The organism is Beduini massiliensis (assembly GCF_000829905.1).
In the GTDB taxonomy this organism is placed as follows: Bacteria; Bacillota_I; Bacilli_A; order Erysipelotrichales; family Coprobacillaceae; genus Beduini; species Beduini massiliensis.
In genome coordinates, this window is sequence record NZ_CDPP01000004.1 from 114850 (window position 1) to 129744 (window position 14895).

Sequence of the window (14895 nt, forward strand, 5' to 3'; positions counted from 1 at the left end):
ATTCCCCTCCCCATTCATTTTATTTGAATATAAAGGTCGAAGTTATTGCCGTTCCCAATCCAAAGATCAGTCCCATAATGATATATCGTACAAACAGCTCCTTTATATTTGCTTTTTTTCCGTCACTTCCATTTAATAGTAATACTACAAGCAAACTGGTGATCAGCCCATGAGATAAAACCGTTGCCATCACTGTGCCATATAGGGCACTTAATTGTGATTCGATCAACAAGGCTACGATCATATATGCAGCAAACATTTTTAATACGCTCATCGGCGTCAATGTCACCCACGACAGGGAAACATATTTTTTTAGTTCCTGCATATTGCTGCTTTTCTTCTTTTTAGCGACAGCAGCTGACTGTTTTTCATAGTCAGATAATCCGCCGCGTTCCATTTGTCTTTTAAATCTGCTCATTATTTCTTTCCTTTATATTTATTTTTTTCTAATAGTTCGATTTTTTGATCTAATAATTTTTTAGTTAAATCAACATAATAAATATGTGGATATTCCAAACGGAAAATTTCATCCCACATCTTTTCAGCCTGAACGGCTGCATACTGACGAATCTCATTAATCGTTGGCAATGGATACACTAACTGACCATCTTTAAAGATCGGAACTTGTAACTCTTCATATTCATAAGTGCCCGCTTCGATCGTTTTATTTTTCCATATATTGGATTGATGGTAGATCGTAATATCTTCTAATGGATTAATGATTTCATCATGAGAGGCAATCAAATCTGCGATCGCCTTGTTTGTTTCCTTATCGAATAAACGATAGACTTTTTTATATCCCGGATTCGTAATTTTATCTGTATTTTCAGAAATTTTGATCTTCGGAACAATCTCTCCATTTTCTTTTGTCGTTGCGACTAATTTATAAACGCCACCAAATACAGGAGCGCTTTTAGAGACAATCAGGTTTTCCCCTACGCCAAATGAGTCAATTTGTGCTCCTTGATTCAATAAGGAACGAATAATATACTCATCTAAAGAATTGGAAGCTGTAATTTTACAATCATGCAATCCAGCAACATCCAGCATCATTCTTGCTTTCTTTGATAAATAGGCAATATCCCCACTATCAATACGGATTCCGGCTAAACGTTTTCCCATTGGAATCAGCACTTCCTGTGCCACTTTTATCGCATTGGGTACACCTAGTTTCAAAACATCGTATGTATCCACTAAAAGGACGCAATTATCCGGATAGGTTCTGGCGTAGGTCGCAAATGCCTCATATTCGGTGTCGAACAGCTGGACAAATGAATGGGCCATCGTTCCTACTACCGGAATGCCAAAAGCTTCCCCCGCTGAAACCGTTGCAGTACCAGCAACTCCCCCAATATAAGCAGCACGTGCCCCATAAGTTGCCCCATCATAGCCTTGGGCACGACGAGCACCAAATTCCATAATCGGTCTTCCCTTTGCCTCCATGACAATACGATGTGCTTTTGTCGCAATTAAAGACTGATGATTTACAGTGACCAGTAAAACCGTTTCGATCAATTGTGCTTCGATGATCTTGGCTTCAATCGTCATCAAAGGTTCATTAGGAAAAACCGGGGTTCCTTCTTTGACAGAATAAAGATTGCCGGTAAAATGCAACGTACTCAAATAACCTAGAAATTCTTCATCAAATAAATGAAGACTTCTTAAATAGTCAATATCCCCTTTACTAAAATGCAAATCTTTGATACATTCAATGACTTGTTCAAGACCGGCAAAGATAACATAGCCGCCCTCATCCGGATTTTTACGATAATACATATCAAAATAAACAATACGATCTTTCAATCCATTCTTATAATAATTATAAGCCATGGTTAATTCATAAAGATCCATGACCAACGTTAGATTTCTTTTTTCACAAGCTTGTATTTGATTCATTATTTTGTTCCTTCTTTCATTTTTACGAAGCGAACTCCTGCTGCACTAAGTAACTGATAACTCACTTCATTAAATCTTTTGGCATCATGGACACCTTCCATATGATAAGTGTCAATGGCATCCATCACCACATAAACCTGTTTTTTTAAATCATGTTCATGAATATACGTCTGCAAACTTAATGTAAACTGCAAAACACAGATATCACTGCAGCAACCGGTAATGATAAAGCGATTATAACGCATATAATCGTCTAAGTGATCAATAAAGTCCGGAGCTAAAAAACCATTTGTCGAATTCTTATAGATTATCTTAGAATGCAGACTATCTTCTTTTAGTGCATCGACAATTTCACTTTCCTGACTGCCTTTTAAACAATGTTCAGGAAAAGAGGCAAACTCCTGACAATCTTTTAAATGGGCATCAACAAAATAAAGATGATCCGCCAAAGGCAGTGCTTTAAACAACTGCAAATGAGCGGGGATCGTCTCTGCTATCTTTGGATCTGCCATGTTTCCAGCTTCCACAAACCCCTTGATCATATCCACGATCACGATTAAAGAGTCCGATTGATTCAAATTATTCTGATCCATCCAAGGCAATGTTTCATTGATGGATGATTGTATTCTTGCCATTATAACACCCCCAATATACTCATTTTATATTGTATTCTTTTTTGTAAGAAAATTCTATAAAATATCACTCATTTTGTGTTTTTTTAATGATTTTGAACTCTTTATGAGTAAATCTATATAAAAAAACAAAACTAGTTTCTACTAGTCTTGTTGAGTAGGCTGACCTTCACTGTTAGAAGACTGACCGTTATTTAAGTTTCCGCCTTCATCAGCTGTTTCTTTATTGGCTCTTCTTTCGATCACCTTTAATCCGTCATACATGGCATTTGATGTCACTGTTGCACCTGAAATAGTATCAAGTTCGACTGTGTTTTGTTCAACGACATTTTTTGAGATTTGTTCTGCCGCAACTCCACCAATGGATGGTGTTTCGTTATTTTCACCAACCGTCACATCCATGATTTTATCATCTTTATACGTCATACTGATTTCAAATGGGCCACCGTATCCTTGCACTGTAGTAGTATAGATGCCATCATTATATTTATTCACAGTATTCGCCATATCATTAGCGCCTTCTTTTACAGATTTACATCCACACAAAAGTACTAATGGCAATATCAAAAGTAATTTTTTCATTTTTCTTCGCTCCTTTTACAATTAGTGTGAAGCGAAACAAAAAGATTATACAAAAAAAATTAAAAAAATACTAAGCGAACTTAGTATTTAAAAGTATAAATCATATTGATTTGGCATTTCACGATATGGTGGTCTTGGACGCTTGTCCATTACCGGTACTAATAATTGCTGTTGTGGATAGATTGTTCCGTTTTGATCTAAATTGTTTATCGCTCTGATCCATTCTACAGTTGAATTCAACTGTTTAGCGATTTGCCAAAGGTTATCTCCTTTTTCTACTACATACAAATAGATCTCACCCACTTTATTCACTGCTTTACGTTGATACATATCGTACATTTCATCATTGTACATTTACTTCGCCTCCCTACTTTTAAATTATGCAGGAAGGATTGTTTTTGTCAGGGCAAATGTACTATAATGAAGAAAATGAATAAAGGAGAATGAAAATGAAGGATGAACGCTGGATCACCGGTCACTATGGCGAAGATCATGATGAGTACTTGAATGCTGTCAATCCGCCTGTATATATGAGTTCGCTCCACTATTTTGATGACATCACGCAATACTATAAGGCAGAGACAAGAAAACCGGGGCAGTTTTTTTACGGACGTGTCGATAATCCCACTACGATGATTGCGGAAAAGAAGGTAGCCGCACTCGAAAATGGATTATATGGTATGGCTTTTGCTTCCGGAATGGCAGCCGCAACAACAGCTATTATGGCAGTTCTAAAATGCCGCAGTCATATTGTTTGCGTAAAAAATGCATACAGTGTGCTTACGAGTTTTATTGATACCTACTTAGTCCCTAAAATGGAAATGAACGTGACGTATGTCGATGGGAGCTGTACAGACGATGTCTTAGGGGCAATAACCGATCAAACAGACCTGATTATTTTAGAAAGCCCGGTATCCCTTGTTTTTAGTGTACAGGATATTCGATCAATCACAAAAGCTGCAAAAGAAAAGGGAATTACTACTTATATGGATAACTCATACTGCACGCCGCTTTTTCAAAAGCCCCTTGACATGGGAGTTGATATTGTGATGCATACCGCAAGTAAATATTTAGGTGGACATAGCGATATTATTGCCGGATTGATTGTGACCAATGATGAAGTTCTTTATAAAAGTATTCACACATTAAGAGAACAAATGGGCGGCATCTTAGATCCGCAGGCTGCTTATTTGATGATTCGTGGAATGCGAACGCTCTCTGTTCGTGTTGAGGCACATGCTAAAACAGCATTGCGAGTCGCTGAATTTTTAGAAAATCACCCGCTAGTATCAAAAGTATATTATCCGGGATTAAAGAGTCATCCGCAATATGCATTGATTCAGTCACAACAAAGCGGAAGTACCGGATTATTGGCTTTTGAGTTAGAGACCAAAAAAACAGAGGAAATCGTATCTTTTGTCGATCATTTAAACTTATTTAAAATTGGGGTTTCTTGGGGCGGCTTTGAAAGCTTAGTGTGTACGCCCATGTTGATGAAAACAGAAGAAGAAGCACAGAGCTGCGGATGTGGCAGAGGGATTATTCGCATTCATTGTGGATTAGAAGGCAGTGAACTGCTAATTGAAGATTTAAAACAAGCCTTAGAGAAAATGGAGGAAGCAAAATGATTAACGGAAACAGAGAATTTGATTTATTGAAAAAGATTGGTTTTATTCGCACAAGCGGAAGCAAAGAAGAATTACAAGCCGCACAGATTCTGCTTAATGAAATTAAAGCGATCGGTTTAGAAGGAAAACTGGATGCATTTCCCGTTAGAAACGATATCATCGAAGAAGCTGTCTTAGAAGTAACAGAACCTTATCAAAAAAGTTATCGTGTAACAGGATTTACCTGCAGCGGAAATTTAGAGGAGACAATCGCTGAATTTAAGTATGTAGAAGACTTAAATGATATTGATTTACATGATGTGAAAGGGAAAGTTATTTTAATGAATACCCGTCCCGGTATTAAGAACTTTGAAAAGATTGTGAAGTCCGAAGCCTTAGCTTTCATAACATTCCAAGGAACCATCAAAGATACTTTGGAAGAAAGTGATTTAGAAGAACGCAAATTACGTGAAAGTGTGAAAAAATATGGCTGTCTGCCAGGATTTAATATATTAGCTCGTGATGCTCAGGAAATCGTCTTAAAAAAAGCGAGTAAAGTAAAAGTAAAATTGATTCAAACAAAAAAGGAATGGACCAGTCATAACGTCATGGTCAGCATTCCCGGAAGTGAGTATCCTGATGAAGAAATTAATTTCTGCGGTCATTATGACAGTGTGCCATTTTCAACCGGAGTTTATGATAATGGAGCAGGGTCTGTCATCATCATGGAAATATTAAGATATTTCAAAGAAAACCCACCAAAACGTACAATGAATTTCTTATGGTTTGGAAGCGAAGAAGTTGGCTTAGAAGGCTCAAAATATTATATTCAAAAATATGCCGATACATTGGATAAGTCTATTCTCACAATTAATGTGGATGTTGCCGGATGTGTATTAGGAAAAGATCTGGCAATGGTGACCGCTGACGAATCGTTATGTCATTATATTGAACATCTAGCTAAGGAAATTGATTTTTCTTTGAATGTCAAGCAACAAGTATATTCTAGTGATTCTACACCATTTGCTAATGCCGGCGTACCCGCTGTCAGCTTTGCCCGCTTTGGTGCAGAAGGTGGTGCTTTCATTCATTGCCGTTATGATTTAATTGATTGGTTAAGCAGTGATAGTCTGGCACATACAACGGAATTTGTCTTAACTTTTGCTGATCGTATCGATAAAGCAAAAATCAATCCGATTGTCAGAAAAATGCCTGAAAATATGGTCAAAGATATTCATCAGTATTTAGATATTAAAACGGAAGAAAAATAAAAAATCAAGAATGATCCAAGATATTTCTTTGCAGACAATACATCTGTTTGCAAAGGAATGTCTTTTTCATTTTCTTGATTCTTTTATTCCTTTATATATAGCATGTGCTCTTGAATAATCAAACTTCATTAAATAAGAAGTAATTCTTGCCCATTTACGTAAATATAGTTGACGTCGATGCTGAGTATATTTTGGTCTTTGAGGACCGTAACGCTTCATGAACTTAATTTGACTGCGATTGACCCATTCTAATTGAAACGGAGAGTCTTCACCGCTAGCAGCAGAGACTTTGTGATAGATCACAGCCTGACTATCTACCCATAATTCATATTTCCTGCTGACTTGCAGACAAAAATCCAAATCCTCGAAATACATAAAATAATCTTCTGGCAAATACCCAATACTTTCAAATATTTCACTGCGGATCAGCATGCAGCATCCACTGATAAAATCAACTTTCTTTTTTATTCTTTGATTTCGATCTTCTTGATCGCATAAAGAATTATAAGCAACAAATAATGACCAATTCATTTCTCCGCCTAATGCCCATATCTTATGAGTGTCATAGTAGTTTAATATCTTAGGAGCAATAATTCCAATTCGCAAATCTTCTAAATCCTCGTTTAATATGGTTAGAAAATCGGGTTCTACTGTCGTATCATTATTGAGCAGCAAAATTTTTTGACAGCCTTGTTTTAAAGCTTCTTTAATACCAATATTATTTCCATAGCCAAAACCACCATTTCTGCCGCTTTTGATAAAGTGAATATCCTTTATTTGTTGAAGACGATCGGGACTATCATCTTGGGAGTCATTATCCACAACAAAGATATCATAATTCGGATAAGTAATGCCCTTTAAACTATCTATGCATTCTTTCGTATCCTCATAAGCATTATAATTGACTAAAATGATCCCGATCTTATCCATGTTTTTCCATCCTTGCCTTTTTATAACGTAAATAGCGTATATTTAATTTCAGCATGAAGGGATGCGTAGACCATGAGCGAATTGTGGTTTCAATTCGATTGAAATCCTTATGATATTTATTTGCGACCTTCAACAAAGTTTCATAATAACCTTCATTCATAAAATCTCCCTGTGATAGATGATATGCCTTTAATGGCAGTACAACAACATCTTTATTCAACTTTTTCATCTGATAGCAATATTCCACTGTATAGAGATGCCAATGATCACAGACCTGTTCATCAAAAGGATGCTCTTGCAAACATTGTTTAGGAATGACAAACAGGCATTCATCTAGGCTATTGACAGCTACTTCATTGGTTAAAAAATCTTCACTGACACGAACTCGCGGTAATGAATGTTCAATGTTACTGTAAATATGGCGATCCTTCACTCCTGCTATACCGACGATTCCGGTTTGCGGATGATCTTTAAAATAGGCTTCCACCTTGTTTAAAAAATACTCATCCTCTAAAGCAATGTCTTGATGAACAAACATCAAGTACTCCCCTTTTGCTTCTTTAATCACGGAATTAAAAGCACGAATCGCATTGGGGTATTGATTATTTTGATTATCCACTCTCAAGATTTCATAGCTGCAAGAACGTTGAGTAAATAAAGATTTAGCCAAATAGTCATTATATACTCTTTTGTTGTTGCTAATGCAAATAATACTTATCATATCTCTCACCTACTTTATCATATAATCGGTTCTGTCTAGTGTTAAATTGATATTATAATAAGGGTCACCCTCTAATAAAAAGCTTTCCCATCGTTCTTTCATAAAGGCCACTTCTGAATTAAACCGTTGTTTTTTCTCAGCAGAAACTTCATCACTTCCCCGTGACAAGGATTCGTGATGAATCAAGACCACTTCCGGATCGAAAACAATCAGTTTATCTTTCGTTCTTACTCTTAAACAGTAGTCAATGTCATTAAAGGCCACCTTTAGTTCTTCTTCAAATCCGTCAAGTTCAAAAAACAAATCTCTCTTTGTCATCAAACATGCTGCAGTGACAGCACTCAAATCTTGTTTTACGGCAGCTCGATACATATAACCTTGATAATTTTCATCCTGTCCTAAAAACATGTGAGCCGCTAATCCCCATGTGCCGATTACCACACCGCCATGTTGAACCTTATGATCGCCATAAAGCAATTTAGCCCCGACAATGCCAACTTCCTCTCGCTGAATGACTCCCAGCATTCTTAACAGCCAGTCCTTATTGATAATCTCCACATCGTTGTTCAAAAATAAAAGATAATCCCCGTTGGCAAATGTAGCACCAAAATTATTAATCGCTGAGTAATTAAAAATACTTTCCCAATATACAACTCGGATATTCTTTATTTTATTTAGTTCATCATAATAGTCAAAAATTTCTTGAGTTTCACTGTTATTTTCAACAATAATAATTTCAAATAAGTTCGGATCGGTATATTTAAAAATCGTCTCAATACATTTTTTCAGATCATCCGCATGGTCTTTGTTTGGAATAATGATTGAGACTAATTCGACCTTTGGCAGATATTCGCTTTGAAAATAGAAGCTGCTTTGATCGATTCTAACAGCTAATCCAAGTTTTTGATAATGCTTTAATAATATATCACCGAGAGTTTTAGTAATCAGCATTTCTCTGCGAAAATGAAACAAAATATTGGGAACATGTCCCACAAGTCTTTTATCCACGAATAGATTCAGCATCTGCTCATACATGAACGCATTAAAACTGCTCGCCTCTACGTTGCTGACCGCTTCTTTAGTAAAGAGGATTGCATGATGAATGTAAGGATAGCTTCTTAACAGATCAATACTGAAATCCGGTTTAAATTTTGGTCTGAAAAATCCGATTCGACTATAAAGATCATGGTCACTATATACCGCATCCTGATCCTTGATATTACGCATCAGTTCACAAAGGCAATTCTTTGTCAAAAGGTCCCCCGCTTCTAAAAAAAGACAGTAATCGGCAGTTACTAAAAGTTGTGATAGATCAGAAGGTTGAATCACATTTACCTCATAGTAAGAATAGGTTTGCTTTTTTATTGAATTCAATGTTCGTGCCAATAATTTATGATTCGTATCACAGATATAGATCATTACCTTACTTGTTAAGGCAATCTTATAATCGGGGTGATTCAAGTTCTTTCTTAACCAACTCTGATATAAAAAGAAATCCCCAAACAGATAAATATTAAGGCTGCGAAGCAATCGTTTAATTTTGAGTTCTTTGATTAGCTTCATTCCTTTATTTATTTTATCCATGGTGATCTCCTTTGATTATTTTGTTACTAATGTATTTATATATTCCTGTACTTTATCTTTTAAATCTTCACGTTTTAATGAAAAATCGATTGTTGCTTTAATGAATCCGAATTTATCCCCTACATCATAGCGAATTCCTTCAAAATCATAGGCATAAACCGCTTGACGATCCATTAAACGTTTAATCGCATCGGTTAACTGAATTTCGTTTCCAGCTCCTCGTCCTTGTGTTTCCAACAATTCAAATATTTCCGGATTCAAAACATAGCGTCCTAAAACAGCCATTTGACTTGGAGCTTGATCTGTTGCAGGCTTTTCTACCATGTCTGATAGCTTGACCAATCTTCCTGAAGCCGGATGTGATTGAGATGGGGCAACAATCCCGTATTTGCTGACATCTTTTTTATCGACCGTCTGTACGCCGACAATGGAAGCACGAGTTTCTTCATATTGATCAATCAATTGCTTTAACGCCGCTTTTCCACCTTCATTCACGACGACGTCATCTCCTAATAATACCGCAAAAGGTTCATCGCCAATAAATGATTTAGCACATAAAATGGCATCTCCCAATCCTTTTGGTTCTTTTTGACGAATATAGAAAATATTCGCTAAATTGGCAATCTCATCGATTTGCTCCAATTGTTTCATTTTTCCAGAGGCTTTCAATCTTTCTTCCAACTCATAGTTTTTATCAAAATGATTTTCCATGACATGTTTTGTACTATTGGTGATAATTAAAATTTCCTCAATTCCACTTTCTACTGCTTCTTCTACAATATATTGAATGGTAGGAATATCCACGATGGGCAGCATTTCTTTCGGTAAAGCTTTTGTTGCCGGTAAAAAGCGGGTTCCTAACCCTGCTGCCGGAATGACAGCTTTGCGAATACGAGTTGCAGAGTTTTTAATTTTTCTATTCATAGAAGTCTCCTTATTATTTAAATATTTGTCTAATGATTGGTGCTGTAGCATTAGTTTCATAAGCTTTCACTGTCCCAAGAGCCGCCTGCTGAATCTTTTGTTTTTCTATATCGCTCAGTGCATCCATCATTTTTATCTTACATACTAAGTCTAACACATTTTGTGACTCAAAGAAATATCCATTTTGTCCATCCTTAATATAGCTGGTAGGTCCATAATTATTTGCCGCAAGGACAATCGTTTCACAAGCCATGGCTTCCAGTCCAACTAGCCCTAAGCTTTCACTTTTGCGATATGTCGGAAAAATGAAGTAATCTAATGCACTATAAACATTTGCCAGTTCCGCTTGAGATATAAAGGGGATACGTATAATATCTTCTTCTAAATGACAAGCTGTGATGATCTTTGTTAATTCTTTTTCTTGATCTCCAGTGCCCACCATCACAAACTTTCTTGGATCTCCCTGCTCTTTTAAGAATTGAGCCATTTTCACGAAAATTTCCCAACCTTTGTGAGCTTCAATACGACTCACATAGCCTAAATAGTGAGTATTGCTATCAAGATGTAATGCTTTTTTTGCTTCCACGGGATTTTTTTTATGAATGATCGATAAATTAATTCCGCCAGAAGGGTAGAGGACGATTTTATCTTCTTTAATATGGTATTGCTCAGCCATCACCTTTTTAAAATACTCCGAAGGAACAACAATCTTGTCCGCTAAAGGCAATATCATTGCTGAACGCTGTTCATTTTTATACATCCATTCTTCTTCAATGACAACATCATTTCCATGGGCATTCAATACAATTTTTATCTTAGGTCTCAAATAATGAATGATCTTGACAAGATATGAGATATGAGAAATATAATGTCCATATACATAATCGTAATGCCCAAACACACAGCTGAATATACCGTGCATATAAAAGAGGATATAATCAATCAATCGCATAATTTTTGAGTCATTTTTAGGTTTACTAATGACGTTTACTTGATGTCCATCTTGCTTTAATAATTCGACCGTATTTAAAACAAATACACCATAGTGAGGATATTTTTTAGATGGATACATGTTGGTGAGTACTAATATTCTTGCCATCCTTACTCTCCTTTAAATAAATCTTCATACTGTCGAATAATAAGAGGCCAATTATAAACTTCCCGAATTCTTTGCTTTGCTTTTTTTCCTAATGCTTCAATTTTATCAGATTCTATCACCTCGACCTGATCAATTAATGAAGATAGGTTCCCAGGCTGTTTATTAAAATATTTGGCACTGTCTAGCCCAACACTATTATTAAAATCAACGTCTAATAATAAATTCAAATCTGTAGTTGCCAAGGATTCCAGCAAAGAAGGGTTAGTCCCTCCTACTTCATGACCATGAAGATAAGCAAATGCATTTTTTCTTATTAAATATAAGAGTTTAGAATCATAAACTGTTCCGACAAAGTCTATTCTGGAATCTTGATCGAAATGTGTCTTCTTTTTAAGTTGTTCATAAAATTTATTGTGTTCAACATTCGTTATAATGACAAGTTTTTTATGAGTATGGCTTTTCATAAACTCACTGATCATCATTTCATAATTATTTTCCGGTACGAACCTGCCAACAATCAAATAATACTGGTGATTCACAATATCATGTTGTTTATACCATTCATAAAGAGTATCTAAATGATCCATTGCATAACTGTCTTCTTGTAAGTCAGCACCATAGGCAATAAATGTTGATTTAGGATGATAGGTGGCATATTCTTTTAATACATAATTTTCGATTCCAACGGAGTCACTGATAACACGATCACAATGTTTGACTAATACACGTTCTGAATATTTTAAATATTTCTTAATGGGCCAAATCCATTTATCTCGTTTCCACTCATGACCATCCGGATTAATATAGAATTGAACACCTAATTTTCTAAATTGGCAGTATGCCTTATGGAGAAACGGACCAGCAGTACATCCCAACATATAGACGACTGCATCGTTGATTTGATTTTGCTGAATATATTGCAGAGTTCGATGAATCGCCTCTTTGTCATAATAAATCACTTTTGCCGGTCCTAATGATGGCATCTTGACTTTAAAACAACGTGCCCCATGGTAATCAAATTCTTCATTGTCATCTCCCATGCAGGCGACATGGTATTTTATCTGTTCAGACTGCTTTTTTGACACTAAACAATCTGTAAACGTTTCAAACCCACCATAACGAGCAGGCAATCCTTTGCACCCAATTATAAAAACATGTTTCATGATAATCTCCTTCAACATTTTTAAATATTATATCATTTTTATGGTATATATGCATTAATTTAAATCAAAAATCTAGTGGTTTCTATATTAATTTATTTTATAACTCATTGCATAATTTTAATTTTTAAATATGTAATTTTATGCATTTTATCCTCTATTCATATATCAAGGAAAATAAAAAACTGCAAAAGCAGTTTTACTCAATATTTAAATTGCCCAATATCTGAAGCATATTGTCATTACTGAAACAGATAAAGCAATAATTGGTAACAAATAACAATTATCTAAACAAACTGTTTTATACTTCTTGATATACGGATTATTTGATATACGGTGACTCTGAAACATTATAGGCAATAATACTAATAATGGTATAAAGTATCGACCTTGAACACCTGATATAGAATCAGCCCCAATACCATAACCCGGCATCATTGGTGTCCATAAAATATAAAATGCAATAAAAATACCGATTACTCCAACACAAAAAGAAAGAATATTAATACTTTTAAACCAGATATTTAATTTTCCATCATAGCTATTAGCATCCAAGAAAATTAGAATAATGATAAATATTAAGACACCTATATAAATAAATACCGGTAGATATGTATCCAATAATCCGAAAATGCCAACCATGCCAGAAAGATAAAAGAAACGATTAACAAACATTTCATTGTATAAAACATTTATCATATTCCCTGGATGATTTAATATATAGTTGACCTGTTGAGATGTTAAACTTGTTTCACCACTAGCAACATTAATTGATGGCACTGGAAATTTTATAAGAAATGTACCAGCCAAAATAATAAAACCTAATGCTGCAATAAATTTAAAACTTTTCTTCCAATCAAAAGATTTCTTTAAAGGCAAACAAACTAATGGTACCATGACAAAACTGTATACCATTTTTATATTCAAAAAGATAACTCCTATAATGGAAAAAACAGCTAAATATTTCCAATTTAAACTTTCTTCTTCATTCAAGAATAAGCGCAACGTTAATGCCACTGCTAAAAGTGCTAACGATATAAGTAGTCCATCATAGGATACTGTCGCAGCAAGGGCAAGACTCATTGGTAAAAGCCCAATGAGCATAAAAGATTTTTTAAATACAGGTGTAATACGTATTGCAAGCCAAACCATCGCAATATAAAAAATTAAACAGCCTAAACGGGCAAAATAAAGCATATAAACAGTGCTAAAATGTTCTAATCCAAAAATATACCCTAATACTTTTCCAGTAAATATACCTATAGCTGGTGCTAAATGTCCTAAAGGAATGACACTGTCAGTTGAGAAAGACTGAAAAGTGTAATTTTGAAAGCCTGATGTATCCCTTTCTCCATATAGCACATCTTTATAACTTTCTTTTTTATCTAGATCGCCAATATAATTTAATTTTTCGTTAATGTATGAAAGCATCTTGTCTGGTAAAAAGTAACCCACCTTTTCTTCATTAATGCTAGGATAAAAATCACCTCTTGAAATAACATAAGCCTTTTTAAAATGGCTATCTTCATCAGGAGATTGAAATGGTGGTATTACTATCATCATAATAAAGCCAAAAATTAAAGCTAAAAAAATAAATTGTTTACTAACACTTCTATTTTTCATGGTACTCACCTATACTGATTAAGTATCTTTTTAATGCATCCTGCCAAGTCGGGAGTCGATTAAAACCATTTTTATCCAACTCTGTTTTAGCCATACGGCTATTGCTTGGTCTTTTCGCCTTAGCCGGAAATGCATTTGAATCCACCGGTAATACTTTTACATCAAGTCCGGCTTGCTTGAAAATTTCACAGGCAAATTCATACCAGCTACATAAACCTTCATTTGTTGCATGATAGATACCATATTTTTCTGTTTGAATCATGTCTACTGCTAACCGTGCTAAGTCATATGTATAGGTTGGTGAGCCAATTTGATCATTAACAACACTTACAGTACCACGTTCTTTTCCTAAACGAAGCATTGTTTTAATAAAGTTATTTCCGTTTATCCCAAATACCCATGCAATTCTTACAATAAAATATTTTTTTAGTAACTCTTGCACGACAATTTCTCCATCACATTTTGTTTGTCCATAAACATTAAGTGGATGTCTTTCATCATATTCTTTCCATTCATGGTCACCTTGTCCGTCAAAAACATAATCTGTAGAAAAATACATCATTTTAACATCTAATTCTTTACATACTTTGGCGATATTACGAGTACCCTCCACATTTACTTTTGTACATAATTCTACTTCATCTTCTGCCTTATCAACTGCTGTCCATGCAGCACAATGGACTACAACATCTACATTACTTTCCTTTATAACACTTTCGACCTTTGCAGCATTGATAATATCCATTTCTTCAACATCTACCCCAATGGCTTCAATATCTCTTTTTTTACATTCTTCTACAATGTCGTGACCAAGTTGTCCTTTAACACCAGTTACGAGTATTCTCATTATAAATCTCCTTTCAAAG

General features: G+C 35.1%; 15 protein-coding genes. 2 read left to right on the forward strand and 13 right to left on the reverse strand.

The genetic code is table 11. The features are described from left to right. Positions 1-19: 19 nt before the first annotated feature. The 5 genes from BN1225_RS04355 to BN1225_RS04375 form a co-directional block, all read right to left on the reverse strand. Positions 20-418, reverse strand: a complete 399-nt coding sequence (locus BN1225_RS04355; protein ID WP_041138592.1) for a hypothetical protein — start codon at positions 416-418, stop codon at positions 20-22. Beyond that, positions 418-1896, reverse strand: a complete 1479-nt coding sequence (locus BN1225_RS04360; RefSeq protein WP_041138593.1) for a nicotinate phosphoribosyltransferase — start codon at positions 1894-1896, stop codon at positions 418-420. The genes BN1225_RS04355 and BN1225_RS04360 overlap by 1 nt, the downstream gene beginning before the upstream one ends. Next, positions 1896-2531, reverse strand: coding sequence for a cysteine hydrolase family protein (locus BN1225_RS04365; RefSeq protein ID WP_052466333.1), 636 nt, complete (start codon positions 2529-2531; stop codon positions 1896-1898). Before BN1225_RS04365 ends, BN1225_RS04360 begins: the two co-directional genes overlap by 1 nt. Positions 2532-2672: 141 nt before the next feature. Next, positions 2673-3110 (reverse strand): FMN-binding protein, encoded by a 438-nt coding sequence (locus BN1225_RS04370; RefSeq protein WP_074434797.1) that lies wholly within the window; start codon positions 3108-3110, stop codon positions 2673-2675. Between the two features lie 87 nt (positions 3111-3197). Continuing rightward, entirely contained in the window at positions 3198-3464 is a 267-nt protein-coding gene (locus BN1225_RS04375) for a LysM peptidoglycan-binding domain-containing protein (protein WP_041138594.1), read from the reverse strand. 95 nt (positions 3465-3559) lie between these two features. Between BN1225_RS04375 and BN1225_RS04380 the strand changes: the two genes are divergently transcribed. Together BN1225_RS04380 and BN1225_RS04385 are read left to right on the forward strand one after the other, a co-directional pair. Further along, positions 3560-4738, forward strand: a complete 1179-nt coding sequence (locus BN1225_RS04380) for a trans-sulfuration enzyme family protein (protein WP_242857693.1) — start codon at positions 3560-3562, stop codon at positions 4736-4738. Next, on the forward strand, positions 4735-5988 hold the full coding sequence (locus tag BN1225_RS04385; protein WP_041138596.1) for a M28 family metallopeptidase: 1254 nt from the start codon (positions 4735-4737) through the stop codon (positions 5986-5988). The genes BN1225_RS04380 and BN1225_RS04385 overlap by 4 nt, the downstream gene beginning before the upstream one ends. Positions 5989-6054: 66 nt before the next feature. Here the strand turns inward: BN1225_RS04385 and BN1225_RS04390 are convergent, their stop codons facing one another. From BN1225_RS04390 to rfbD, 8 genes are all read right to left on the reverse strand, one after another. After that, positions 6055-6918 (reverse strand): glycosyltransferase family 2 protein, encoded by an 864-nt coding sequence (locus BN1225_RS04390; protein ID WP_041138597.1) that lies wholly within the window; start codon positions 6916-6918, stop codon positions 6055-6057. Next, positions 6911-7639, reverse strand: a complete 729-nt coding sequence (locus BN1225_RS04395; RefSeq protein WP_041138598.1) for a glycosyltransferase — start codon at positions 7637-7639, stop codon at positions 6911-6913. Before BN1225_RS04395 ends, BN1225_RS04390 begins: the two co-directional genes overlap by 8 nt. 9 nt (positions 7640-7648) lie before the next feature. After that, on the reverse strand, positions 7649-9223 hold the full coding sequence (locus BN1225_RS04400; protein WP_052466335.1) for a glycosyltransferase family 2 protein: 1575 nt from the start codon (positions 9221-9223) through the stop codon (positions 7649-7651). A gap of 15 nt (positions 9224-9238) precedes the next feature. Continuing rightward, positions 9239-10147, reverse strand: a complete 909-nt coding sequence (gene galU / locus BN1225_RS04405) for a UTP--glucose-1-phosphate uridylyltransferase GalU (RefSeq protein ID WP_041138599.1) — start codon at positions 10145-10147, stop codon at positions 9239-9241. 13 nt (positions 10148-10160) lie between these two features. After that, positions 10161-11246, reverse strand: a complete 1086-nt coding sequence (locus tag BN1225_RS04410; protein WP_052466337.1) for a glycosyltransferase family 4 protein — start codon at positions 11244-11246, stop codon at positions 10161-10163. A gap of 2 nt (positions 11247-11248) precedes the next feature. Next, positions 11249-12409 carry a beta 1-4 rhamnosyltransferase Cps2T gene (gene cps2T / locus BN1225_RS04415; protein WP_041138600.1) on the reverse strand — a complete coding sequence of 387 codons (1161 nt, stop codon included), beginning with the start codon at positions 12407-12409 and terminating at the stop codon, positions 11249-11251. A gap of 207 nt (positions 12410-12616) precedes the next feature. Next, the gene (locus tag BN1225_RS04420) at positions 12617-14029 is read right to left on the reverse strand and encodes a DUF2142 domain-containing protein (protein WP_041138601.1); all 1413 of its coding nucleotides are present in this window, start codon (positions 14027-14029) and stop codon (positions 12617-12619) included. Next, the gene (rfbD, locus tag BN1225_RS04425) at positions 14019-14876 is read right to left on the reverse strand and encodes a dTDP-4-dehydrorhamnose reductase (RefSeq protein ID WP_041138602.1); all 858 of its coding nucleotides are present in this window, start codon (positions 14874-14876) and stop codon (positions 14019-14021) included. Before rfbD ends, BN1225_RS04420 begins: the two co-directional genes overlap by 11 nt. Between the last annotated feature and the right edge of the window lie 19 nt (positions 14877-14895).

Coding starts and splice junctions, on each gene's coding strand:
- BN1225_RS04355 (WP_041138592.1), bottom strand. CDS start 418: ATGAGCAGATTTAAAAGACAAATGGAACGCGGCGGATTATCTGACTAT.
- BN1225_RS04360 (WP_041138593.1), bottom strand. CDS start 1,896: ATGAATCAAATACAAGCTTGTGAAAAAAGAAATCTAACGTTGGTCATG.
- BN1225_RS04365 (WP_052466333.1), bottom strand. CDS start 2,531: ATGGCAAGAATACAATCATCCATCAATGAAACATTGCCTTGGATGGAT.
- BN1225_RS04370 (WP_074434797.1), bottom strand. CDS start 3,110: ATGAAAAAATTACTTTTGATATTGCCATTAGTACTTTTGTGTGGATGT.
- BN1225_RS04375 (WP_041138594.1), bottom strand. CDS start 3,464: ATGTACAATGATGAAATGTACGATATGTATCAACGTAAAGCAGTGAAT.
- BN1225_RS04380 (WP_242857693.1), top strand. CDS start 3,560: ATGAAGGATGAACGCTGGATCACCGGTCACTATGGCGAAGATCATGAT.
- BN1225_RS04385 (WP_041138596.1), top strand. CDS start 4,735: ATGATTAACGGAAACAGAGAATTTGATTTATTGAAAAAGATTGGTTTT.
- BN1225_RS04390 (WP_041138597.1), bottom strand. CDS start 6,918: ATGGATAAGATCGGGATCATTTTAGTCAATTATAATGCTTATGAGGAT.
- BN1225_RS04395 (WP_041138598.1), bottom strand. CDS start 7,639: ATGATAAGTATTATTTGCATTAGCAACAACAAAAGAGTATATAATGAC.
- BN1225_RS04400 (WP_052466335.1), bottom strand. CDS start 9,223: ATGGATAAAATAAATAAAGGAATGAAGCTAATCAAAGAACTCAAAATT.
- galU (WP_041138599.1), bottom strand. CDS start 10,147: ATGAATAGAAAAATTAAAAACTCTGCAACTCGTATTCGCAAAGCTGTC.
- BN1225_RS04410 (WP_052466337.1), bottom strand. CDS start 11,246: ATGGCAAGAATATTAGTACTCACCAACATGTATCCATCTAAAAAATAT.
- cps2T (WP_041138600.1), bottom strand. CDS start 12,409: ATGAAACATGTTTTTATAATTGGGTGCAAAGGATTGCCTGCTCGTTAT.
- BN1225_RS04420 (WP_041138601.1), bottom strand. CDS start 14,029: ATGAAAAATAGAAGTGTTAGTAAACAATTTATTTTTTTAGCTTTAATT.
- rfbD (WP_041138602.1), bottom strand. CDS start 14,876: ATGAGAATACTCGTAACTGGTGTTAAAGGACAACTTGGTCACGACATT.